This is a genomic window from Catellatospora bangladeshensis (genome assembly GCF_016862575.1).
Taxonomy (GTDB): domain Bacteria; phylum Actinomycetota; class Actinomycetes; order Mycobacteriales; family Micromonosporaceae; genus Catellatospora; species Catellatospora bangladeshensis.
On record NZ_BONF01000062.1, the window covers coordinates 1 to 21,581 of the forward strand.

General features: G+C 73.1%; 22 protein-coding genes. 16 read left to right on the plus strand and 6 right to left on the minus strand.

The window, feature by feature from the left end; all coding sequences use genetic code 11:
* Positions 1-2,558 (plus strand): ATP-binding protein (locus tag Cba03nite_RS37460; protein WP_203757001.1); only part of this gene is annotated, 2,558 nt, incomplete at its 5' end.
* 102 nt (positions 2,559-2,660) lie between these two features.
* Positions 2,661-3,236: a response regulator gene (locus tag Cba03nite_RS37465; protein ID WP_239126310.1), complete on the plus strand. Its 576-nt coding sequence runs from the start codon at positions 2,661-2,663 to the stop codon at positions 3,234-3,236.
* A gap of 57 nt (positions 3,237-3,293) precedes the next feature.
* Here Cba03nite_RS37465 and Cba03nite_RS37470 read toward each other — a convergent pair whose 3' ends face one another.
* Positions 3,294-5,645, minus strand: coding sequence for a SpoIIE family protein phosphatase (locus Cba03nite_RS37470; protein ID WP_203757003.1), 2,352 nt, complete (start codon positions 5,643-5,645; stop codon positions 3,294-3,296).
* Positions 5,646-5,791: 146 nt separating this feature from the next.
* Between Cba03nite_RS37470 and Cba03nite_RS37475 the strand changes: the two genes are divergently transcribed.
* The 3 genes from Cba03nite_RS37475 to Cba03nite_RS37485 all read left to right on the plus strand — a co-directional run bounded on the left by Cba03nite_RS37475 (position 5,792) and on the right by Cba03nite_RS37485 (position 7,906).
* Complete coding sequence (locus Cba03nite_RS37475) at positions 5,792-6,106, plus strand: STAS domain-containing protein (RefSeq protein WP_203757005.1); 315 nt, start codon at positions 5,792-5,794, stop codon at positions 6,104-6,106.
* Between the two features lie 108 nt (positions 6,107-6,214).
* On the plus strand, positions 6,215-6,919 hold the full coding sequence (locus Cba03nite_RS37480; protein WP_203757007.1) for an ATP-binding protein: 705 nt from the start codon (positions 6,215-6,217) through the stop codon (positions 6,917-6,919).
* Positions 6,920-7,096: 177 nt separating this feature from the next.
* Complete coding sequence (locus Cba03nite_RS37485; protein ID WP_203757009.1) at positions 7,097-7,906, plus strand: SigB/SigF/SigG family RNA polymerase sigma factor; 810 nt, start codon at positions 7,097-7,099, stop codon at positions 7,904-7,906.
* Between the two features lie 39 nt (positions 7,907-7,945).
* Here Cba03nite_RS37485 and Cba03nite_RS37490 read toward each other — a convergent pair whose 3' ends face one another.
* A complete protein-coding gene (locus Cba03nite_RS37490) occupies positions 7,946-8,125 on the minus strand; it encodes a hypothetical protein (RefSeq protein WP_203757011.1) in 180 nt (59 codons plus the stop codon).
* A 107-nt stretch (positions 8,126-8,232) separates the two neighbouring features.
* Positions 8,233-9,957, minus strand: coding sequence for an arginine--tRNA ligase (gene argS, locus Cba03nite_RS37495; RefSeq protein ID WP_239126311.1), 1,725 nt, complete (start codon positions 9,955-9,957; stop codon positions 8,233-8,235).
* Between the two features lie 391 nt (positions 9,958-10,348).
* Here argS and Cba03nite_RS37500 point away from each other — a divergent pair, with 391 nt between their 5' ends.
* Complete coding sequence (locus Cba03nite_RS37500) at positions 10,349-10,942, plus strand: DUF305 domain-containing protein (RefSeq protein WP_203757015.1); 594 nt, start codon at positions 10,349-10,351, stop codon at positions 10,940-10,942.
* A 6-nt stretch (positions 10,943-10,948) separates the two neighbouring features.
* Here the strand turns inward: Cba03nite_RS37500 and Cba03nite_RS37505 are convergent, their stop codons facing one another.
* Positions 10,949-11,746, minus strand: coding sequence for a methyltransferase domain-containing protein (locus tag Cba03nite_RS37505; RefSeq protein ID WP_203757017.1), 798 nt, complete (start codon positions 11,744-11,746; stop codon positions 10,949-10,951).
* Positions 11,747-11,875: 129 nt separating this feature from the next.
* Between Cba03nite_RS37505 and Cba03nite_RS37510 the strand changes: the two genes are divergently transcribed.
* From Cba03nite_RS37510 to Cba03nite_RS37520, 3 genes are read left to right on the plus strand one after another with little or no spacing between them, the layout of a single operon-like run.
* Positions 11,876-12,952: an AI-2E family transporter gene (locus tag Cba03nite_RS37510; protein WP_203757018.1), complete on the plus strand. Its 1,077-nt coding sequence runs from the start codon at positions 11,876-11,878 to the stop codon at positions 12,950-12,952.
* A 3-nt stretch (positions 12,953-12,955) separates the two neighbouring features.
* Complete coding sequence (locus Cba03nite_RS37515) at positions 12,956-14,041, plus strand: NAD-dependent epimerase/dehydratase family protein (protein ID WP_203757019.1); 1,086 nt, start codon at positions 12,956-12,958, stop codon at positions 14,039-14,041.
* 19 nt (positions 14,042-14,060) lie between these two features.
* On the plus strand, positions 14,061-15,038 hold the full coding sequence (locus Cba03nite_RS37520) for a YihY/virulence factor BrkB family protein (protein ID WP_203757020.1): 978 nt from the start codon (positions 14,061-14,063) through the stop codon (positions 15,036-15,038).
* 277 nt (positions 15,039-15,315) lie between these two features.
* Here the strand turns inward: Cba03nite_RS37520 and Cba03nite_RS37525 are convergent, their stop codons facing one another.
* Complete coding sequence (locus tag Cba03nite_RS37525; RefSeq protein WP_239126312.1) at positions 15,316-16,548, minus strand: MFS transporter; 1,233 nt, start codon at positions 16,546-16,548, stop codon at positions 15,316-15,318.
* 123 nt (positions 16,549-16,671) lie between these two features.
* Between Cba03nite_RS37525 and Cba03nite_RS37530 the strand changes: the two genes are divergently transcribed.
* From Cba03nite_RS37530 to Cba03nite_RS37560, 7 genes are all read left to right on the plus strand, one after another.
* Complete coding sequence (locus tag Cba03nite_RS37530; protein ID WP_239126313.1) at positions 16,672-16,983, plus strand: ArsR/SmtB family transcription factor; 312 nt, start codon at positions 16,672-16,674, stop codon at positions 16,981-16,983.
* 3 nt (positions 16,984-16,986) lie between these two features.
* Positions 16,987-17,544, plus strand: coding sequence for an SRPBCC family protein (locus Cba03nite_RS37535; RefSeq protein ID WP_203757022.1), 558 nt, complete (start codon positions 16,987-16,989; stop codon positions 17,542-17,544).
* Between the two features lie 78 nt (positions 17,545-17,622).
* Positions 17,623-18,447 carry an endonuclease/exonuclease/phosphatase family protein gene (locus tag Cba03nite_RS37540; protein WP_203757023.1) on the plus strand — a complete coding sequence of 275 codons (825 nt, stop codon included), beginning with the start codon at positions 17,623-17,625 and terminating at the stop codon, positions 18,445-18,447.
* A 2-nt stretch (positions 18,448-18,449) separates the two neighbouring features.
* Positions 18,450-19,103 (plus strand): HAD family hydrolase, encoded by a 654-nt coding sequence (locus Cba03nite_RS37545; protein WP_203757024.1) that lies wholly within the window; start codon positions 18,450-18,452, stop codon positions 19,101-19,103.
* A complete protein-coding gene (locus Cba03nite_RS37550) occupies positions 19,100-20,023 on the plus strand; it encodes a 1-phosphofructokinase family hexose kinase (RefSeq protein WP_203757026.1) in 924 nt (307 codons plus the stop codon). The genes Cba03nite_RS37545 and Cba03nite_RS37550 overlap by 4 nt, the downstream gene beginning before the upstream one ends.
* A gap of 56 nt (positions 20,024-20,079) precedes the next feature.
* Positions 20,080-20,550 (plus strand): SRPBCC family protein, encoded by a 471-nt coding sequence (locus Cba03nite_RS37555; RefSeq protein ID WP_203757027.1) that lies wholly within the window; start codon positions 20,080-20,082, stop codon positions 20,548-20,550.
* Positions 20,547-20,963 carry an ankyrin repeat domain-containing protein gene (locus Cba03nite_RS37560; RefSeq protein WP_203757028.1) on the plus strand — a complete coding sequence of 139 codons (417 nt, stop codon included), beginning with the start codon at positions 20,547-20,549 and terminating at the stop codon, positions 20,961-20,963. Before Cba03nite_RS37555 ends, Cba03nite_RS37560 begins: the two co-directional genes overlap by 4 nt.
* A gap of 185 nt (positions 20,964-21,148) precedes the next feature.
* On the opposite strand, the gene Cba03nite_RS37565 is transcribed toward Cba03nite_RS37560, so the two are convergent.
* Complete coding sequence (locus Cba03nite_RS37565; RefSeq protein ID WP_203757029.1) at positions 21,149-21,577, minus strand: hypothetical protein; 429 nt, start codon at positions 21,575-21,577, stop codon at positions 21,149-21,151.
* Positions 21,578-21,581: the final 4 nt, after the last annotated feature.

Consider the following 21,581-nt stretch of genomic DNA (forward strand, 5'->3'; position numbering starts at 1 on the left):
TGTCGTCGTTCGCCGACGAGGTGACGCGCGTGGCGCGCGAGGTGGGTTCCGAGGGCAAGCTGGGCGGTCAGGCGCAGGTGCCCGCGGTCGCCGGCACGTGGCGCGACCTGACCGACAACGTGAACTTCATGGCGTCGAACCTGACCGGTCAGGTGCGTAACATCGCGCAGGTCACCACGGCGGTGGCCAAGGGCGACCTGAGCCAGAAGATCACGGTCGACGCGCACGGCGAGATCCTGGAGCTGAAGAACACCGTCAACACGATGGTGGACCAGCTCAGCTCGTTCGCCGACGAGGTCACGCGCGTGGCACGCGAGGTCGGTTCGGAGGGCAAGCTGGGCGGTCAGGCGCAGGTGCGCGGGGTGTCCGGCACCTGGCGGGACCTGACCGAGAACGTGAACCAGCTCGCCTCGACGCTGACCATCCAGCTGCGCGCCATCGCGCAGGTGTCCACGGCGGTGACCCGCGGCGACCTCACCCAGCGCATCTCGGTCGAGGCGCTGGGCGAGGTGGCCGAGCTGAAGGACAACATCAACCAGATGATCGTCACCCTGCGCGACACCACGAAGAAGAACGCCGAGCAGGGCTGGCTGGACTCCAACCTGGCCCGCGCCGGTGAGCTGCTACAGGGCCAGCGGGACCTGGAGCAGGTCTGCCGCATGATCATGTCGGATGTGACGCCGCTGATCGACGCGCAGCTCGGGGCGTTCTTCCTCGGCGAGCCGGACGGCGAGGAGGTCCGGCTGCAGCTGGCCGCCGCGTACGGGTACGCCGGGGGCGGCACCGAGACCGGCTACGCGGCGGGGGAGGGCCTGGTCGGCCAGGCCGCGGTGGACCGGCGCACCATCCGGGTGGGCGCCGGGCGGACCCGGATGACGGTGCGCTCGGGCATCGCCGACACGAAGGTGTCCGACCTGATCGTGGTGCCGATCGTGTTCGAGGGCGAGTCGCTGGGCGTCATCGAGTTCGGCAGCGTGGGCACGTTCTCCGAGCTGCACCTGGACTTCCTGGACCGGCTGGCGGGCACGCTGGGCATCGCGCTCAACACGATCCTGGCCAACCGCCGCACCGAGGAGCTGCTGGCCCAGTCGCAGCGGCTGGCGCAGGAGCTGCGCGACCGGTCGGTGGAGCTGCAGCGCACCAACAACGAGCTGGAGGAGAAGGCCGCCCAGCTTTCGGAGCAGAACCGCAACATCGAGATCAAGAACCGGGAGATCGAGCTGGCCCGGCTCGGCCTGGAGGACAAGGCCCGGCAGCTGTCGGCGGCCTCGCAGTACAAGTCGGAGTTCCTGGCGAACATGAGCCACGAGCTGCGTACGCCGCTGAACTCGCTGCTGCTGCTGTCGCGGCTGCTGGCCGACAACCCGGAGGCCAACCTCACCCCGAAGCAGATCGACTTCGCGCGCACCATCCACAGCGCCGGGTCGGACCTGCTGGCGCTGATCGACGACATCCTGGACCTGTCGAAGATCGAGGCGGGCCGGATGGACGTCGAGCCCGGCGAGGTGCGCTTCGCCGACATCTGCGAGTACGTGGAGCAGGCGTTCCGGCCGCAGACCGAGGAGAAGGGGCTGGACCTGCAGGTCAGCCTGTCCGAGGCGCTGCCCGCCGGCATGATCACCGACTCGCAGCGGCTCCAGCAGATCCTGCGCAACCTGCTGTCCAACGCGGTGAAGTTCACCGACACCGGCACGGTGCACCTGGAGATCGGGCCGGCCCCGGCCGACCTGGTGTTCGAGGAGGCGTCGCTGAGCCAGGCCGGCGAGGTGGTGATGTTCGGCGTGCACGACACCGGCATCGGCATCTCGGCGAGCAAGCTCGCGCTGATCTTCGACGAGTTCCAGCAGGCCGACGGCACCACCAGCCGCAAGTACGGCGGCACCGGCCTGGGTCTGTCGATCAGCCGGGAGCTGGCCCGCCTGCTGGGCGGCACGATCACGGTCACCTCGGCGCCGGGCCAGGGTTCGACGTTCACGCTGTACCTGCCGGGCATGCTGACCGGCCCGACGGCGCCGCCGCTGCTGCCCGCGCTGCCGCCCCCGGCGCCGATCGCCGGGGGGCCGATCGGGGCGGTCCCGGTCGGGCCGACGGCGCAGCCGGTGTACGCGACGCCGAGTTCGCGGCCGATCATCAGCCGGGCGTCCAGCGACGTGGTCAGCGACGACGTCGCGGCCACCCTGGACGGGGCCCGGGTGCTGATCGTCGACGACGACGTGCGCAACGTGTTCGCCCTGGCCAGCGCCCTGGAGCACCACGGCATGCAGGTGCTGTACGCCGACAACGGCAACGACGGCATCCAGTTGCTGGCCGAGCACCCGGACATCGACATCGTGCTGATGGACGCGATGATGCCGGAGCAGGACGGCTACGAGACGACCCGGATCATCCGGCGCAACCCGCACCTGACGGCGCTGCCGGTGGTCTTCCTGACCGCCAAGGCGATGCCCGGCGACCGAGAGGTCGCGCTGGGCGCGGGGGCCAGTGACTACATCACCAAACCGGTGGACCTCGACGAGCTGCTGCGCCTGATGGCGCGCTGGGTCGGGCAGGAGAAGTGAGCATGAGCGAGCGCAGCGGAGCGGGTGCATGAGCGAGCGTAGCGAGCGAATCATGTTGGCCGGGTCGGCTCAGGCGGCCGCGGAGCGCAGCGGAGCGGACGCATGAGCGAGGAGATGGTCTTCGCGACGGCGAAGGTGCTGCTGGTCGACGACCGGCAGGACAACCTCGTCGCGCTGGAGGCGATGCTGCAGGGGCTGCCGGTGGAGCCGGTGGCCGTGAGCAGCGGCGAGGCGGCGCTGAAGCGGCTGCTGGTGGACGACTTCGCGGTGATCCTGATGGACGCGCAGATGCCGGGCCTGGACGGGTTCGAGACGGCCGGGCACATCAAGCGCCGCGAGCGCACCCGGCACATCCCGATCATCTTCCTGACGGCGGCGGACCGGGACGCGCGGCTGGCGCTGCGCGGTTACGCGGCGGGCGCGGTGGACTACCTGACCAAGCCGTTCGACCCGTGGGTGCTGCGGGCGAAGGTGGCCATCTTCGTCGACCTGTGGGTCAAGACGCAGCAGCTGCGCCACCAGGCGCAGCAGTGGGCGCGGCTGGCCGGGGCGGCGCGGGAGGCGGTGCGGCTGCTCGGCGAGCCGCACCTGGGCGCCCAGGCCGAACAGGCGCGGGAACAGCTGCGCGCCGCGCTGCCGCTGGAGGCGGAGCCGGCCACGATCCGCCACCTGCGCTAGCTTCTCGTGATCGAAAGCTCCCGACGGGCCGTTCTGGCGGCCTGGCGGGAGCTTCGCTCATGGGGCGGGGGGTACGTCGAGGATGAGCAGGCAGGCCTCGTCGTCGCGTTCGGGCGGGGTGAGCTGCCACAGCTCCTGGGTGCCGCCCGCGCGGTGGGCGGCCGCGACCCGCTTGCCGAAGTCGGCCAGCGGGTCGCGCTTGCGCTTGTGCAGCACGCCGTCGGTGAACGAGACGAAGGTGTCACCGGGCCGCAGGTGCAGCGTGTGGGTGTCGAAGCGCTGGCCTTCGAGCAGGCCGAGCAGCGGCCCGGCCGGGTCGTCGACGACGTGCGCGGCGCCGTCGCGGACCAGCAGCGGCTGCAGGTGCCCGGCCGAGGCCCAGTGCAGGATGCCGCCGGCCGGCTGGTAGTGGCCGATGAGGAGGCTGGCCAGCGGCCCGTCCGGCGCCTGCATGATCATGCCGTTGACGATGCGGAGGATCTCCGCCGGTGCGGTGCCGGCCGCGCCGAGCGTCACCACGGGGAAGCGCAGCCGGACCACCGCCGCGGCGGCGACCAGACCGGTGCCGAACGCGTCGCCGATGACGAACAGCAGCGACCCGTCGTCGAGGCGCTCGGCGTCGCAGAAGTCGCCGCGCAGCTGCGTACGCGGGGACGTGGCGGCGTAGTGGCGGCCGGTCACCCGGGCGCCGGACGTCGCCAGCTCCAGGTCGCGGCCGGGGTAGAGGAGCCGGGTCAGGTTCGCGGTGAGCGACTGCTCGGCGGCGAGCTGGATCTGCCGGGACGCGGCGACGGTCTCGCTGCGCATGGAGCGGTCCTCGGCGGCGTACTTCTCGCTGACGTCGTGCAGCACCAGGCGCAGCAGGCGGACCTCGCCGTCGACGAGGTCGGCCTCGGCGAACACGCGCACCGGGGTGGGCCCGTTCGGCGTGTTCAGGCGCAGGTCGGCCAGGTCGGGGCGGCCCTTGGCGAGCCCGGCGCGCAGCTCGCGGAACAGGCCCCGGTCGGCCGCGGCGAAGAACCCGGCGAACTTGTCCAGCGTGGTGGGCCCGTGCGCGGGGTCGCGCCCGACCAGGCCGTACAGGCCGGGGGACCAGACCGCGTCCCCGGCGCGCAGGTCCCACTCGGCCCAGCCGGAGCGGCTCAGCGTCTCCAGCCGGCCGATGCGCTCGTCGTTGCTGACGGCGTCGTCGATGCGCTCCCAGGAGGCGAGCAGGCCGTCGCCGAGCCGGGCGGCGCGGCGGTTCAGGATGACCCGGCGCGGCTTGCCGTTGACGAACACGTCCTCGGCGACGCCGACCCGGGCGAACGGCGCGTCCTGCGCCAGCACCCGCACGTAGTCGTCGAACACGCCGTTGACCCGCAGGCCGGGGTAGACGTCGAGCAGGCGGCGGCCCACGGTGTCGCCGTCGGTCTGGCGTACGCCCCGGTTGGCGGCGGTGATGGTGAAGTCGGTGATCGCGCCGTGCTCGTCGTGGACGGGGGCGAGCAGGTGGCTGTGGCCGCCGGCGACGTCGAGGGCGGTGGCGAGCCAGACCGGGATGCCGGCGACGCCGGTGTCGGCGGTCGCGTCGTCCCACAGCCGGCGCAGCGCCCGCCCGGCGGCGACGGCGAGCCGGTCCAGGTAAGCGCGGTCGGTGTCGGTGAACTCGCGGGGCTCGCCCCACAGCAGGGCGAGCGCGCCGACGGTGTGCTCGCCGGCGGTCAGCGGGTACACCACGCGCATCGCGCCGGGTCCGATGAGGACGAAGTCGTGCGGGTCCCGCACGTCGAGCAGCAGGGGGCGGCCGGTGCGCAGTGCGGTGCCGACCATGGTGTTGAGGGAGCTGGGGGAGCGGCGCCATTCGCCGGCGACCCGGGCGGGCCAGCCGTGGCTGGCGATGAGGCGGACCGTGCCGTCGGTCTCGGCGGCGAACACGGCGGCCACGCCGCCGGGCGGGTCCTCCAGCCCGACCTCGACCAGCACCTCGACCAGGGCGGACAGGTCGGTGGCGGCGTCCATGGCGGCCGTGCAGCGGCGCAGCAGGCGCGACCTGGGCTGCGGCAGTGGCCGTGCGGGGTCGTGGTCGAGGCCGGCGGCGGTGCGCAGCTCCACGGCGGCCGCCTGGGACAGCGCCAGCTCCGGCGGGGTCGGCGGGTCCTGGGCGGGGACGGTGTCGGGCACGGTGGCGCCGACGAGGTCGGCGGCCAGGTCGACCACGCTGATGTTCTGCCGCTGCGACATCACGGACAGGTGCTTGAACGCGGTCTCCGGATCGCAGCCCAGCCGCTCCGCGAGCAGGCCCTTGGCCTGGTCGATGAGGCCGCGGGTGCGCATCGCCCGGCGCAGCCCGGACAGCTCCGACTCCAGCCGCTGTACGCGCGCGACCCAGTCCGCGTCCCCGGGCCGCTGTTCGGCGTGCCGTGCCATGATTCGTACTCTGCCCATCGTCTTGAGCGCCGAAACGGAGATCACACTATTGTCCGGTAGGGCGGTGCCCACAAGGTGGGCGGGTGTGCGAAACGCGCCGAGCGTGCGTTAATGGAACTGTTCCTGGGTGGTGGAGGGATAGCCGGATGAACCGAGGTTTCGGTGTCGAGCGGGTGGTGGACGCCGACCGCCTCGTGGTCAAGGTGCGGGGCGAGATCGACCTGATGACCGCGGGCACGCTGCGCGACGAGCTCGTCGACGCGGTGAAGCAGTCGCCGGAGGTGATGGTCGACCTGTCGGAGGTGGGCTTCCTGGACTCGACCGGGGTGCGGTCGCTGTTCGACGCCTACCGTGCCGCGGGTGAGCTGGGCCACCGCTTCTACGTCTCCGGTGCGCGGCAGTGGGTCGCGAAGGTGCTGGACGTGACGGGGGTCGGCAAGCTGCTGGCCCCGCCCGGCTGAGCCCGGCCCCCGGCTGAAATTCCCGTTGGATCCGAAAAAATCGTGGGCGCAGGCGTGGCCGCCGTGCCGGAAGGGCACTTGGAGCTTATGTCCATGCTGGTGTGCCACGTGCGACGGCAACAGCCGTACGCAGTGATCGCGATGGCGGGCACCCTCGACAAGGATTCGCTGATCCAGGCCGGGGTGACCCTGGCCGACTGCCTGGCCGACCAGCCGGAGGCGGTGGTGCTGGATCTGAGCGGCGCCCGGTGCGCCGACGACCGGCTGCCGGGCTGGCTGCATCGGGCCGCGGTGGGCGCGGCCCGCTGGCCGGGGGCGCCGATCATCGTGGCCGCGCCGCCGTGCCCGGTGCCCGACGGCCAGGACGGCATCGCCGTGTACGACGACCTGGCCGAGGCGGAGAAGGCGGCCGCGGTCCTGCCGGTGAGCCCGCGCCGGGCGGTGACGCTGCCGCCGACGGCCGCCAGCTGCGCCCGCGCCCGTGACCTGGCGCAGCGGGCGTGCACCGCGTTCGGGCTGCCCCGGCTGGGCCAGCTGACGCAGTTGCTGGCCTCGGAGCTGACGGCCAACGCGGTCACCCACGCGCGGACCGAGATGGAGCTGACCCTGCGCCGCTCCGGCGAGTCCGTGATCGTGGCGGTGCGCGACGGCGACCCGCGCCTGCCCCACGAGGCCGGGCCGGAGGACCGTGGCGCCGGGCTGGAGCTGGTTTCGGCAATGGCCACGGACTGGGGCAGCCTGCTGACCAGCGCCGGGAAGGTGGTCTGGGCACGGGCCTCGGTCGACAAACCGGTGCGTGCCGCGGACCTCTGAACAGCGGCGTTCGACGTAGACTGGTGGTGCCGCTCCGGCGGCGATGCCGCGACCTGAGCTTCGGCTCCAGGCTGCGGCGGGCGCTCCAGCAGCAGGGCGCCGACCAGCCAGGATATGCCTGCCGGCCCGTGCGGGGCACGGGTGACGCGACGCAGGCGAATGGCAGGTGCGACGGCGATGCCGAACGCGACTGTTTCACCCGAGACGTCCTCGGCGAGCGCGCTCGACGTGTTCGCGAAGTTCCAGGACTCTCTGCTGCTCCTGCACCGCCTGCCCGGCAGTGACGCGGGCCGGGCGGCGCTGCGTGACGAGATCATCTGTGGCTGTGCCCCGGTGGCGCGTCGGCTGGCGATGCGTTTCCGCAACCGGGGTGAGGACGTCCAGGATCTCGTCCAGGTGGCCATGATCGGTCTGATCAAGGCCGTGGACCGGTACGAACCCGACCGCGGGGTGCCCTTCGCCAACTACGTCATGCCGACGATGCTGGGCGAGATCAAGCGCTACTTCCGTGATCGGACCTGGACCCTGCACGTGCAGCGGTCCCTCCAGGAGCTGCATCTGGCGGTGTGCCGGGTCATCCCGGAACTCAGCCAGACCCTGCAGCGCACGCCGACGGTCGAGGACATCGCCGACCATCTGGGCGTCAGCGAGGACGAGGTGCTGCGCGGCATGCGATGCGCCTCCGCGTACACCACCAGCTCGCTGAACGCGCCCGCGACCGCGGACGACAACGAGGGTCAGCTGCAGGACCTCATCGGGGAGTACGACGGCGCCCTGGAGGCGCTGCCCGAACGCGAGGCCCTGCGCCAGGCCATCGACACGCTTCCCGAACGCGAGCAGCGGATCCTGCGGATGCGCTTCGTGGACTGCATGACGCAGTCGGAGATCGCCGAACAGGTCGGAGTCTCCCAGATGCACGTGTCGCGCCTGCTGACGCGCGCGTTCGAGGTCCTCAGAGAGGAGCTCACCGCGGCGGACGCCGTCTGAGGCGCCCGCCGGGCGGACCGCCGGTCCGCGGGTCCCGTCTCACGGGGACCCGCCGGGCGGGCGGTCCTCCCATGGCTGGCCCATGTCGGGGCCGTACTCGTCGAGCCCGATCGGGGGCAGGCTGGGGTCGGCGGGCTCGGCCGGCGGCTGGTGCAGCGGCTCGGCGTCGGCCGGGGGCTCGAAATCCTCGGCGGGCGGCACGAACCGCGGGCCGCTCATGCGGGCATCCCGGGCCGTGCCGGGTCCGGCTCGCTGCACTGGCTCATGCGCCCAGTGTCGCCCCGCCCCCGCGGCGGCGCGGCCGTTTCGCGGGGGCGGAGCGCACCTCACATCCGGGTCGGCGCCTGGATGCCGAGCAGGTCAAGGCCCTGCGCCAGGGTGCGGGCGGTCAGCTCGCAGAGCAGCAGCCGGGAGGCGCGCAGCGCGTCGCCGTCGGCCTTCAGCACCGGGCAGGCCTCGTAGAACGCCGTGTACGCCCCGGCCAGCCCCTGCAGGTAGCCGGTGATCCGGTGGAACTGCAGCGTGCGGCCCGCCTCTGCGACGACCGCCGGAAAGCCCAACAGCTCCATCGCCAGGGCCCGCTCCGTCGGGTGGTCCAGCACGACCGCGGCGTGCGGGTCGGCGGCCACCTCGCCCCGGCGGAAGATGGAGCAGATCCGGGCGTGGGTGTACTGCAGGTAGGCCCCGGTGTCGCCGGAGAACGACAGCATCCGGTCCCACGCGAACGTGTAGTCCTTGATCCGGTCGCCGGCCAGGTCCACGTACTTGATCGCGCCGATGCCGACCATCCGGGCCACCTCGGCCTGGGTGTCCGCGTCCAGGTCGGGGTTCTTCTCGGCGACGATCGCCGCGGCCCGGACGACCGCCTCGTCGAGCAGCTCGACCAGCTTGACGCTCTGCCCCGCCCGCGACGCCAGCTTCTTGCCGTCGGCGCCGAGCACCTGCCCGAAGCCGACGTGCTCGGCCCGCGCGGGCTCGGCCAGCCAGCCGGCCTCCCGCGCGGTCTGGTGCACCATCGCCAGGTGCTGGTGCTGCGGGGTGCCGACCACGTACAGCAGCCGGGTCGCGGCCAGGTCCTGGGTGCGGTGCCGGATCGCGGCCAGGTCGGTGGCGCCGTACCCGTAGCCGCCGTCGCGCTTGCGCACGATCAGCGGCAGCGGCTCGCCGTCGCGCCCGGTGAACCCCTGCGGGAACACGCACAGCGCGCCGTCGCTCTCCCGCAACAGGCCGAGCCCGTCCAGCGCGTCCACGACCGGGGCGAGCAGGTCGTTGTAGTAGGACTCGCCGTAGAAGTCCGCGGCGGTCAGGGTGACGCCGAGCTTGTCGTACACCGCGAGGAAGTACTTCTCGCTCTCGTCGACCAGCAGCCGCCACAGCCGCAGCGTGGTCGCGTCGCCCGACTGCAGCGCAACCACCCGCTGCCGGGAGCGCTCGGCGAAGCCCGGGTCGGCGTCGAACTTCGCCCGCGCGCCCTGGTAGAAGCCGTTCAGGTCACCGACCGACAGCTCGTGCGCGGCCTCGGTCTCACCCAGGTCGAGCAGGTGCTCGATGAGCATGCCGAACGGCGTGCCCCAGTCGCCGACGTGGTTGGCCCGCCGCACGTCGTGGCCGAGCCAGGTCAGCGTCCGCGCCGCCGCGTCGCCGATCACGGTCGAGCGCAGGTGCCCGACGTGCATCTCCTTGGCCACGTTGGGCGCCGAGTAGTCGACGATCACGGTCTCCGGGGCGCCGGTGACGGGCACGCCCAGCCGCTGGTCGGTGCTCATCGCGGTGACCAGCCCGGCCAGCGCGTCGTCGCGCAGGCGCAGGTTGATGAAGCCCGGTCCGGAGATCTCGGCGGTGGCGACCAGGCCGGCCAGGTCCGCGCGGCCCAGCGCGTCGGCGGCGACCTCGCGCGGGGCCCGGCCCAGCCGCCGGGCCAGCGGCAGCGCGCCGTCGGCCTGGAAGTCGGCGTGCTGCGAGCGGCGCACCACGGGGTCCACCCGCTCACCGGCGACCGCCGCGAAGGCGTCCGCCAACCGCTCGCTGAGCAGATTCTCCAGATCAGTCACGTCAGACCGGCTTTCTTGCACCATGGGTGCAGGCAGGATGGCACGAAGATCGACATCAGGGTCGACCCCGCGGGAAACGTGGAGAAGGGCAGCGCCGGACGCGGCGAAGGCGTCAGCGAGCTGCCGTGATTCGTCGTCGCGCGATGGCGGCGACGCGCCCCGGCCGGCGCAGCGCGACGAGGCCACGAACGTGGCCGGCGTGCACAACGGCGGGGAACATGCCCAGCACCATACCAAAGAAAGGAAGGGCACCTTGTTATCGGAATCTGTAGTAGAAGGTGCCCTTCCTGACGTCTCGGCGGTCGTGGAGCGCGCACCGCACGTGGCGCACCGCCGGTAGGCTCGCCCGCGACACGACCGGCCACCCCCCACCCCGGAGGTTCTCCCGATCATGCTCGGCCGCCCCTCGCCCCGCCCCGCCCTGCTCGCGGTCACCGCCGCCGCCACCGTGCTCGCGCTGAGCGCCTGCACCGGTCACGGCGAGCACGCCGCCCCGGATCCGTCGGCGACCGCCAGCTCTGCGGTCGGGGTGTTCAACGGCGCCGACACCGCGTTCGCGCAGGGCATGATCGCCCACCACCAGCAGGCGGTGGAGATGGCCGAGCTGGCCGCGCAGCGGCAGGCCGGGCCGCAGGTGGCGGCGCTGGCCGCGCGGATCAAGCGGGCGCAGGAGCCGGAGATCGCCACCATGCGGATGTGGCTGGCCGCCTGGGGGCAGCCGACCGCCGGCCCCGCCCACGGCGCCGCCCACCCCGACACCGGGATGCTGACCGACGCGCAGCTCAACAAGCTGCGCGTGGCCTCCGGCGCGGACTTCGACCGGCTCTTCTGCGAACTGATGATCGTCCACCACGAGGGTGCGATCGCCATGGCGCAGCGGGTACGCGCCGACGGCGCCAGCCCGCAGGCCGAGCAGCTGGCCGCCAACATCGTCACCGCCCAGCAGGCCGAGATCGGCGAGATGCGGGCGCTGCTGCGCAAGTGAGACCGGTCAGGCCCGGCAGATGATCTCGCCGTGCGGCACGATGAACCAGCCGTCGTCGGCCGCGGCCCACTCCCGCCAGCCGCCGGCCATCCGGCGCAGGTCGTCCGTCGTGGCCAGACCCAGCGAGACGGCCTTGCGGGCCAGCGCCGACTGCACCACCCGGTCCGCCCACATGCCGCCCCACCAGGCCCGCTCCTCGGGCGCGGCGTAGCACCAGACGCTCGCCGTCGCGGTCACCTCGGTGAAGCCGGCCGCCCTGGCCCAGGCGTGCATCCTGCGCCCGGCGTCCGGCTCGCCGCCGTTGTGCCGGGCGACCGTACGGTAGAGCGCCAGCCACTCGTCCAGCGCGGGGATCAGCGGATACCAGGTGAACGCGGCGTAGTCGCCGTCGCGGGCGGCCACCACGCCGCCGGGGCGGCACACCCGGCGCATCTCGCGCAGCGCCGCCACCGGATCGGCCAGATGCTGCAGCACCTGGTGCGCGTGCACCACGTCGAAGCTGCCGTCGGGCACGTCGAGGGCGTGCACGTCCCCGGTGCGGAACTCGACGTTGGCCGTGCCCCGCGCGGCGATCTCGGCACGGGACAGGTCCAGGGCGTCGTCGGTCAGCTCCAGCGCGGTGAGCCGGCCGGGCGCGACGGCGTCGGCCAGCTCGGCGGTGATGGTGCCCGGCCCGCAGCCCACGTCGAGCAGCGCCTGCCCGGGGCGCAGGTGGGGCAGCAGGTATGCCGCCGAGTTGGCCGCGGTGCGCCAGCGGTGCGACACCAGCACCGTCTCGTGGTGGCCGTGCGTGTACGTCGTCATGTCCCATCCCTCCTACCAGGACGACACTAGATCTCCGTCCCGTGATACGGGAGAAGAATCCTGAATAGTGGACATGTTTGAGAGATGCGCAGGTGAGGGAATGCATGTTCGGTGAGAAGCGGGCGTCGAATGACGTCGGCCGATGCCTTCCGCTGGGGAGCGGCGGGCGCGGGGGGCGTCGCGGTGGTCGTGATCGCCCTGGCCGCGGTCTGGGCGGTGCGCGGCATCCTGGTCCTCGTGCTGGTCGCGCTGTTCGCCGCGGTCAGCCTCGATCCGGCCGTACGCTGGCTCGTCCGGCACCACGTGCGCCGGCCGTACGCCGTGGTGATCATCCTGGTCGCGACGCTGGCCCTGATCGGGGTCCTGCTGGCGGGCATCGGCCCGCCGCTGGTGCGCCAGGCCGGGCAGCTGTCCACCGACCTGCCCGGCTACATCGACGACCTCGACGAGCGCTCCCGCGCGTTCCGCGAGCTCAGCGCCCGCTACGGGCTCGGCGACCGGCTCAACGAGCTAGCCGCGACCGTGCCCGAGAAGGTCGGCACCAGCCTGCTCAGCCTGTTCCGGACCTTCCTCGGGGTGCTCGCCGCCGCGCTGACCGTGCTGGTGCTGGCGCTGTACTTCCTGGCCGACATGCCCCGGCTGCGGCGCCGGGTGCAGCTGCTCGCCCCCGACCGGCACCGTGAGCGCACCCGCCGCATCGTCGACGTGGTCGTGGACAAGGTCGGCTCGTACATGATCGGCAACCTGCTCATCTCGCTGATCGCGGGCGTCGTGGCGTACGTGGGCCTGCTGGTGCTGGACATCCCGTTCGCGCTGCCGCTGGCGCTGATCGTCGCGGTGACCGACCTGATCCCGCTGGTCGGCGCCACCCTCGGCACCGCCGTCTGCGGCATCGTCGCGGCGATCGCCGCCGGGCTGTGGCCCGCCGCGGTCGGCATCGTCGTCTGGCTGCTGATCTACCAGCAGATCGAGAACTACGTGATCGTGCCCAAGGTGATGAAGCAGAGCCTGGACATGCCCGCGCTGGAGGTGCTGCTGGCCAGCCTGCTCGGCGCGGGCCTGCTCGGCCTCGTCGGCGCGCTGATGGCCATCCCGCTCGCGGCCACCTTCCGGGCGATCCGCGCCGAGCTGCGCACCCCGCTGCCGCCGGAGCATCCACCCGTCGCCGCCCATGATTCAGAAGCCGGACCTGCGGGTACGCACTGACGCATGCGAGTCGTCGTGGTGGGGGCGACCGGCAACATCGGCACCGCGGTGCTGCGCCGGCTGCTCGACGGGGAAGAGTTCGACCAGGTCACCGGGATCGCGCGGCGCCTGCCGAGGGAGGGCGCCGGGCCGCCGTACGACCGGGTCCGCTGGCACGCCCTCGACGTGGGCGCGCCCGGCGCGACCGCCGAGCTGACCAGCCTGTTCGCCGGGGCCGCGGCCGTGATCCAGCTGGCCTGGCAGATCCAGCCCAGCCACGACCGGGCACGCATCCGGCAGACCAACGTCACCGGCACGGCCAACGTCGCCGCCGCGACGGTCGCCGCGTCGGTGCCGATGCTGCTGGTCGCCTCGTCCGTCGGCGCGTACGCGCCCGGCCCCAAGGACGACCGCGTCGACGAGGACTGGCCGGTCACCGGCGTGGCCGGCTCCACCTACAGCGAGGACAAGGCCGAGGTCGAGGCGCTGCTGGACGTGCTGGAGCAGGAGCACCCGCAGCTGCGCGTGGTACGCGTGCGCAACGGCCTGGCCTTCCAGCGCTCCGCCGCGGCCGAGATCGCCCGGCTGTTCATCGGGCCGCTCGCGCCGCTCAGCCTGCTGCGCCACGGCCGCATCCCGCTGCTGCCCGGCGGCAAGGCGCTGCGGGTGCAGGCGGTGCACAGCGACGACGTCGCCGAGGCGTACGCCCGCGCGATCCTGGCCCGCGCCCACGGCGCCTTCAACATCGCCGCCGACCCGGTGCTCGACGCGGCCAGTGTCGGCGCCCGCTTCCACGGCCTGGCCGTGCCCACCCCGCCCGCGCTGCTGCACGCCGCCGCCGCGCTGACCTGGACCGCCCGCCTGCAGCCGACCGAGCCCGGCTGGATCCGGCTCGCCGCGAACTGCCCGCTCATGTCCTGCCACCGCGCGGAGGTCGAACTCGGCTGGCGGCCCCGCACCGATGCCCTGGACGCGTTCACAGAGTTGATCGAGGGGATGGCCGACGGCACCGGCGACGGCTCGGCCCCGCTGCGGAGCCGGCCCAGCGCGACCGCCCGGCTGCTCGCCATGGCCGGCGGGCGGCTGCCCGGCCACGGCGACCCGTACTGAGCACAACCGGGGGAGACCCATGTTCCTGCGACCGAAGACCGACGAAACGCCGCCCGAGCGCCCCACCAAGCTGACCAAGCGCGACTGGAAGGACGTGCTCAAGCGGACCGTCAAGGAGTACCAGGTCGACAACCTCAGCGACTGGGCCGCGGCGCTGACCTACCGCGGCGTCATGTCGCTGTTCCCGGGCATCCTCGTGCTCGTCGCGCTGCTCGGGCTCACCGGCCAGGACACCGCCCAGCGCGCCGTCGACCAGGTCGGCCGGTACGCGCCCGGCGCCGTCCGGCAGGTCGTCGACAACGCGCTCACCGAGCTGCAACGCGGCCGCCAGGGCGCCGCCGGGCTGGTCGCGCTGCTCGGCGTGCTGCTGGCGCTGTGGTCGGCGTCCGGGTACGTGTCCGCGTTCATGCGCGCCGCCAACGCCATCTACGACGTGCCCGAGGGGCGGCCGTTCTGGAAGACGCTGCCGATCCGGATCGGCGTGACGGTGGTGGCCAGCCTCGCCATCACCGCGGTCGCTATGGCCCTGGTGTTCACCGGGCCGGTCGCGCAGCAGGCCGGGGAGTTCATCGGCCTCGGCACCGGCTTTCTGAAGGTATGGGACATCGTGAAGTGGCCGATCGTGCTCGGCGTGGTCGCGCTGATCTTCGCGCTGCTCTACTGGGCCTCGCCCAACGCCCGGCAGGGCGGCTGGCGCTGGGTAACCCCCGGCAGCCTCGTCGCCGTGCTGCTGTGGATCATCGCCTCCGCCGGGTTCGCGCTGTACGCGGCCAACTTCGGCTCGTACAACAAGATCTACGGCAGCCTGGCCGGCATCATCGTGTTCCTGATCTGGCTCTGGATCGGCAACATCGCCCTGCTCCTGGGCGCCGAACTCGACGCCGAACTCCACCGCGAACGCGCCGTCGCCGCCGGCCACCCCGAGGGCGAGGAGCCCTACATGGAACTCCGCGACGAGCCCAAAAACAAAGACCGCTCCGACACAGATCTCCGCTGACCCCGGGGTCGCCGCTCGCCGCGGCTGCCCTGGTGCGTCGATCTTGCGTGAACTGTGGGTGCGACACGCACTATCCGGGCAAAAGGGCAACACTTCGCGCAAGATCAACGCGATCTTGAGGCCGTCGCGGGGTCCGGGGCGGGTGGCGAGCGCCATGATCGCGGTTTCGTGGCAAAAGGTGAGGTCACGCTGCACTTTTGGACACGAAACCGCGATCATGGCCGGAGCCGGAGCCGGAGCCGGAGCCGGAGCCGGAGCCGGAGCCGGAGCCGGGGTGTTAGGCGGTGGTGGGGACGGGGGTGGGGGTGGGCAGGGGCGGGGGGCTGGTGGCGCGGCGGAGGTTGCGGATGGGGCGCAGCAGGAGCAGCAGCGCGCAGCCCGCGACGCCGACCGCCGCGGACGTGCCCAGTACCAGCTCCGGTCCGACCAGCCCGCCCACGGGCCCGGCCAGCACCTGCCCGATGGGGATGCCCATGATCGAGCCGGCGACCTCGTACGCCGAGACCCGGTTGAGCACGTCGCGAGGCACCTGGGTCTGGATGCTGGTCGCCCACATGACCGACCAGAACGCCCACGACGCGCCGCCGACCGCGTGCGCGGCGAGCAGCAGCGGCAGCGGCGCCTGCACCGAGATCGACAGCGGGATCAGCGCGAACCCGAACAGCGCGGCCGCGCCCGCGGCCAGCGGCCGGTCGGGGCGGACCCGCATCGCGACCAGCCCGCCGAGCACCGTGCCGGCGCCCATGGCCGACATCGCCCACCCGTACGCGTTCTCGCCGAGATACCCCGTGATCAGGCCGGAGCCGAGCGGGATGATCGGCCCGAAGACGAGGATGCCGAACGCCACCCAGACCAGGATCACGCTCCACATCCAGCTGCGCGACCGGAACTCGTGCCAGCCCTCGCGCAGGTCGTGCCGCATGCTCGCGATGCCCTGGCGGGCGGCGCGGGCCACCGGCGGCAGCCGCAGCGCGAGCAGGCAGGCGGCGCTGACGGCGAAGGTCGCCGCGTTGATCGCGTACACCGTGCCGGGGCCGGTGAGCACGACGAGGGTGGCGGACAGGGCGGGACCGAGCAGCTGCGCCCCGGCGTCGGCGACGCGCAGGACCCCGTTGGCGCGCTGCACGTCCGCGGCGATGAGCGGCACCATGCTCGCGACGCCGGGCTGGAACATCGCGGCGGCCCCGCCGGCCACGGCCGACATCGCCACCAGCAGCCACAGCGGGGCGTTCCCGCTGATCAGCGCGTACGCGACGACGGCCTGGGTGGCCACGCGCACCACGTCGGCGCCGATCATCATGCGCCGGGCGCCGAACCGGTCGGCGAACACGCCGCCGAACAGGATGAGCGCCACGGCCGGGGTCATCCAGGAGGCCAGCACGAGCCCGACGCCGCTGTCGCCGTGCCCCGCGTCGCGCACGGCGAGCGCGACGGCGACGGGCAGCATCCCGTCCCCGAGCAAGGCTACGGCGCGCCCGGCGAAGTAGAGCCTGAAGTCGCGCGTCCACATACGACCTGCATTACCGATAGTCACGTCGATCATGAACGCGGAACAGTAAACAACCCTTCCCGATTGCACGATCTTTTTGCGTACCACTTGACAGGCATATAACCAGAGGGGCATGTTAGCTGGGTGACGGTGGTGGGCGCGTTCGCGGTGCTGGGTGAGGCCAACCGGCTGCGCATCCTGGAGCTGCTGCGCGGCGCGGAGCTGAGCGTCGGCGAGCTGGTGGACCGGCTGGGCATGAGCCAGCCGGCCGTCTCCAAGCACCTCAAGGTGCTGCGCGAGGCCGGTTTCGTGTCCAGCCGCATCGCCGCGCAGCAGCGTTTCTACCGCATCGAACCTGAGCCGTTCGCCGAGGTCGAGCTCTGGCTGGCGCCATACCGCAGGATCTGGGACCGCCACCTCGACGCTCTGGAACGCCATCTCGACGACATGGAGTGACCGATGAACCCCATCGACCCCGGCCCGCTCGCGCCCGTGCAGGTCGAACCCGCGGCCGGGCGCTGGACCCTCGTCATGCGGCGCGACCTGCGCCACCCGCCCGCGAAGGTGTGGGCGGCGCTGACCGAGCCCGGACAGCTGGAGCGGTGGGCGCCGTTCCTGGCCGACCGCGACCTGGGCCGCCCCGGCGCCGTGACGCTCACCATGGTCGACGGGGACGAGCGTCACCCGATGCCCGCGACCGTGCAGCGGGCCGAGCCGCCGCACCTGCTCGTCCACACCTGGGGCGAGGACCTGCTGCGCTGGGAGCTGACCCCGGCCGAGACCGGCACCCGGCTGGTGCTGCGGCACACCCTGGCCGACCGGCACTGGGCACCCAAGGTCGCCGCGGGCTGGCACCTGTGCCTGGTGGTGGCCGAGCGCCTGCTCGACGGCGCGCCCGTGCCGCCGATCCGGGGCAGCGAGGCGAAGGAGCACGGCTGGCGCGAGCTGAACGAGGCGTACGGCAAGGAGCTGGGCATCCCCACCGACGACGACACCGGAGAGGCTGACTCGCAGTAACCGTATACGCTCCTGCGCTGACGGTTTCCGGTCCAGGCGGACGGGTCTGGCCACGGCGATGGGGAGAGCTGAACGGGCATGGCGGCAGACAGCGGTTACCTGAAGGTCCTGTCCTGGAATCTGTGGCTGGCGGGCGGCTGCGTCGACGACGCCCGCCCCAAGCAGCTGGCGTTCCTGCGCGAGCACGCGCCGGACGTCGTCGGGCTCCAGGAGACGCTCGGCTTCGCCGCGCGCGAGCTGGCCGAGGAGCTGGGCTGGTCCTATCAGCAGGGCGGTAGCTGCGGCGTCATCTCGCCGCACCCGATCGTCGAGCGCTACGGCGACGAGCAGATGTGGGGCGTGGGCGCCCGGCTGCGCCTGCCGGACGGCGCCGAGCTGGTGGCCTGGAGCGCGCACCTCAACTACGACCCGTACGGGCCGTACGACTACCACCTGGCCGGGATGCGCGTGCCCGAGGTGCTGGCCCGCGAGGCCGACTCGGGCCGCCCCGCCCAGATGGACGAGATCCTGGCCGCGATGCGCCCGGCGCTGGCCGAGCCGGGCCTGCCGGTGCTGCTGACCGGCGACTTCAACGTGCCGTCGCACCTGGACTGGCCCGAGCTGCCCTGGCAGGTCAGCGTCGCGGTGGAGCAGGCCGGGCTGCGCGACTCCTACCGGGTGGCCCACCCGGACCCGGTGGCCGCGCCCGGCCACACCTGGTCACCGCTGAACCCGTGGCACGAGCAGCGGCCCGGCATCCCCGAGCCGCAGGACCGGATCGACTTCGTGCACTTCGCGGGGCCCCTGCGCGTGGTGACGTCGGATACCGTCGGGGTGGGCCGGCCGCAGCCCATGCCCCACCACGCGGACAATGACTGGACCTCGGACCACTGGGCGGTGCTCAGCACCTTCGCGCGGGAGTAGTGATGATCGACCTCAGCACGTACGACGCGGTACTGCTGGACATGGACGGCACGCTCGTCGACACCGAGTCGCTGTGGATCCAGGCCGTCGTCGAGGTCGCCACCGGCCTCGGCGCCGCCCCGCTGGACCAGACGCGGCTGATCGGCGGCACGGTCGCGAGCATCGTCGCCGTCGTCGGCGCCGCCCTCGGCGGCCGGGTCGCCGCCGCCGAGCTGACCGTCCTGATCGACGAGGGCGTCAAGCGCAAGGTGGCCCAGGCCGGCATCGTGCTCCGGCCCGGCGCCCGCGCGCTGCTGGACGGCCTGATCTCCGCAGGTATGCCGTGCGCGCTGGTCACCTCGTCGGGCCGGGCCGACACCGAGCTGATCCTCGACGTGCTGGGCCGGGACGCGTTCGCGTACACGGTCACCGCCGACGACGTGCCCCGCCACAAACCGGACCCGCTGCCGTACGCGACCGCGGCGGCGCTGCTCGGCGCCGAACCGTCGCGCTGCGTCGCCGTCGAGGACTCGCTCGCGGGCCTGGCCGCCGCCGAGGCCGCCGGCTGCGCCACCATCGCCGTGCCGCATCTGCAGCCCGTCCCGGCCGCGCCCGGCCGCCTCGTGCTGACGAGCCTGGAGCAGATCCGCGTGACCTCGGCTAAGGTGACTCGATGATCCTCACCGTCACCCCCAACGCCGCCCTGGACGTGACGTACCAGGTGGACAGTCTCACGCCGTACGCGACGCACCGCGTCTCGGCGGTGGCGGAACGGGCCGGTGGCAAGGGGGTCAACGTCGCGCGGGTGCTGCACAGCCTCGGCGAGCCCGTGCTCGCCACCGGCCTGGCCGGCGGGCCGACCGGCGTACGGCTGCGTGAGCTGCTCGCCGCCGACACCGTCGCCGAGGCGTTCCTGCCCGTCGCCGGGGACGCGCGGCGCACCGTCGTGGTCGCCGACCGGGCCGACGCCACCGGCTTCTGGGAGCCCGGCCCGATCGTCACCGCCGCCGAGTGGTCGGCGTTCACCGCGCACTTCGCCTCGCTGCTGCAGGGCGTGCGGGTGGTCGTGCTGTCCGGCTCGCTGCCGCCGGGCGTGCCCGCGACCGCGTACGCCGAGCTGCTCGCGCTCGCCCACGCGGCCGGTGCGGCGACCATCCTGGACGCCGACGGCGACCCGCTGCGCCAGGGCCTGCGCGTGCAGCCCGCCCTGGTCAAGCCGAACGCGGCCGAGCTGCACGCGCTCACCGGCGTACGCGTCGACGGGCCCGACGCCGCTCGCCGCGCCGTCGAGACGCTGCGCGAACTCGGCGCGGGCGACGTGGTGGCCTCGCTGGGCGGGGGCGGCCTGGTGGCGGTCTGCGCCGACGGGGTGTGGCGGGCCCGGCTGCCCGAGCCGCTCGACGGCAACCCGACCGGAGCGGGGGACGCCTGCGTCGCGGCGCTGGCCCGCGGCCTGCTCGCCGGGCAGCCCTGGCCCGAGCGGCTGCGCGACGCCGTCGCCCTGTCCGCCGCAGCGGTGCTGCACCCGGTCGCCGGCACGGTCGACGTGGACAGCTTCCACCGCCTGCGCACCCAGGTCATCGTCGAATCCTGCTGAGCCTGCGCATCAACTGCGATCCCGGTCCAAACGGGACGTCATCTAGGCTCGCCGGCATGACCGCAGTCCGCCTGGCCCACTCGTGGCGCGTCGATGCCGCACCCGAGACGGTGTTCGCGCACCTGTCCGACCCGTACAGCTACCTCGGGCTGTCGCCGCTGCTCGTCGAGGTCCGCGACGTGCGTCCCGGCGCCGACGAGCAGGGGCCGCTGACCGACTACGTCGCCGTGGAGCGGTTCCGGTTCCTGGGCGTGCTGCGCTGGGACAACCCGATCCGGGTGCGTATGCGTGCCACCGCGCCCGGTCTGGTGCGGCAGAGCGTGGTCAGCCCCGGCGGGGTGCGTCTGGAGTCGACGGTGCGGCTCACTCCCGACGGCGAGGGCACCCTGGTCGATGAGGAGATCGAGCTGACGGCCGCCGCCCCGCTGCGCCGGTTCGCCGCCGGCCAGGCGCGCTCCGTGCAGCTGCACCGGGCCGGAGAACTCACGCGACGGATGGCCCGGCCCGGCCCTAGTCTGGCGGCGTGAACCGGCGCCGTGCCAAGAAACTCGCCCACCGGCTGGTGATCGCCGGTCTGACCAGCGATACCGCCGCCGCGGCCAGGCTGCTGCGCGCCGGAGCCGATCCCGACCGGCCCAACGCCGAGGGCACGACCCCGCTCTACCAGGCCGCGGTGCACGGCGTGGCCCCGATCGTCGCGCTGCTGCTCGCCGCGGGCGCGACACCGGACCTGGAGAGCGGGCACGGCACCGAGGGCACGCCGCTGTGCGCCGCCGCCCTCTGGGCGCACGACGACGTGGTACGCGAGCTGCTCGCCTACGGCGCGGACCCGGAGCTGCGCGAAGACGGCGGCACCGGCCACACCCCGCTGGACTGGGCACGCCACTTCGGCCACACCGAGACGATCCGGCTGCTCGAAGCGGCTCGGCGTCTCAGCTGACGGCCCACGGCGGCCACCCGCCCCGCCTGGTGGCGCGGCCTTTCCGGGTAGCTCGCCGGCCCGCCCGGGGTCTCTGCGGCGGCGTGGCGGCCGAAGATCGCTATCTCGTGTCAAGATCTGCGGTCAGACCGCAGATCTTGACACGAGACGCCGATCATCCCCACCCGCGACGAGACCCGGCACCGTCAGCGGGCGGCCACCTCGGCGAGCATTGCCGCGACGTGTGGATCGCCGCCGCTCTGCGTGAGGTCGTCGGCGAACACCGCGATCGCGTGCTCGTCCTCGCCCAGCTCCGCGCGCAGCGACTGCCACGCCCACAGGTTCGGGTGCGGGATCGAGGTGCACGCGTTGGCGGGGGCGAGCATCGTGATCGCGCGGTCCAGCTCGGCGGGGGAGAGGCGGTAGGAGGCCGGGCCGCTGACGTGGCCCACGACCGTGCCCAGCACCACGGCGGGCAGGAAGCCGTCCCCCGCGGCGATGCGCGCGAACTCGGGCCTGCCCTCCACCAGCCGCGCGATCCCGAACGCGGCGGGCCGCCGCCAGCCCGGAACCGCCGCCTCGAACCTGTCCCGGGCCGCGTCGATCTCCGCGATGGTGCTCCACTGCTCGCTCATCAGC

Bases quoted from the DNA above. Each gene is read 5' to 3' on its own strand.
- Cba03nite_RS37465 (WP_239126310.1), top strand. From the start codon at position 2,661: ATGAGCGAGGAGATGGTCTTCGCGACGGCGAAGGTGCTGCTGGTCGAC.
- Cba03nite_RS37470 (WP_203757003.1), bottom strand. From the start codon at position 5,645: ATGGCACGGCACGCCGAACAGCGGCCCGGGGACGCGGACTGGGTCGCG.
- Cba03nite_RS37475 (WP_203757005.1), top strand. From the start codon at position 5,792: ATGAACCGAGGTTTCGGTGTCGAGCGGGTGGTGGACGCCGACCGCCTC.
- Cba03nite_RS37485 (WP_203757009.1), top strand. From the start codon at position 7,097: ATGCCGAACGCGACTGTTTCACCCGAGACGTCCTCGGCGAGCGCGCTC.
- Cba03nite_RS37490 (WP_203757011.1), bottom strand. From the start codon at position 8,125: ATGAGCGGCCCGCGGTTCGTGCCGCCCGCCGAGGATTTCGAGCCCCCG.
- Cba03nite_RS37500 (WP_203757015.1), top strand. From the start codon at position 10,349: ATGCTCGGCCGCCCCTCGCCCCGCCCCGCCCTGCTCGCGGTCACCGCC.
- Cba03nite_RS37505 (WP_203757017.1), bottom strand. From the start codon at position 11,746: ATGACGACGTACACGCACGGCCACCACGAGACGGTGCTGGTGTCGCAC.
- Cba03nite_RS37510 (WP_203757018.1), top strand. From the start codon at position 11,876: ATGACGTCGGCCGATGCCTTCCGCTGGGGAGCGGCGGGCGCGGGGGGC.
- Cba03nite_RS37515 (WP_203757019.1), top strand. From the start codon at position 12,956: ATGCGAGTCGTCGTGGTGGGGGCGACCGGCAACATCGGCACCGCGGTG.
- Cba03nite_RS37520 (WP_203757020.1), top strand. From the start codon at position 14,061: ATGTTCCTGCGACCGAAGACCGACGAAACGCCGCCCGAGCGCCCCACC.
- Cba03nite_RS37525 (WP_239126312.1), bottom strand. From the start codon at position 16,548: ATGTGGACGCGCGACTTCAGGCTCTACTTCGCCGGGCGCGCCGTAGCC.
- Cba03nite_RS37535 (WP_203757022.1), top strand. From the start codon at position 16,987: ATGAACCCCATCGACCCCGGCCCGCTCGCGCCCGTGCAGGTCGAACCC.
- Cba03nite_RS37540 (WP_203757023.1), top strand. From the start codon at position 17,623: ATGGCGGCAGACAGCGGTTACCTGAAGGTCCTGTCCTGGAATCTGTGG.
- Cba03nite_RS37545 (WP_203757024.1), top strand. From the start codon at position 18,450: ATGATCGACCTCAGCACGTACGACGCGGTACTGCTGGACATGGACGGC.
- Cba03nite_RS37550 (WP_203757026.1), top strand. From the start codon at position 19,100: ATGATCCTCACCGTCACCCCCAACGCCGCCCTGGACGTGACGTACCAG.
- Cba03nite_RS37555 (WP_203757027.1), top strand. From the start codon at position 20,080: ATGACCGCAGTCCGCCTGGCCCACTCGTGGCGCGTCGATGCCGCACCC.
- Cba03nite_RS37565 (WP_203757029.1), bottom strand. From the start codon at position 21,577: ATGAGCGAGCAGTGGAGCACCATCGCGGAGATCGACGCGGCCCGGGAC.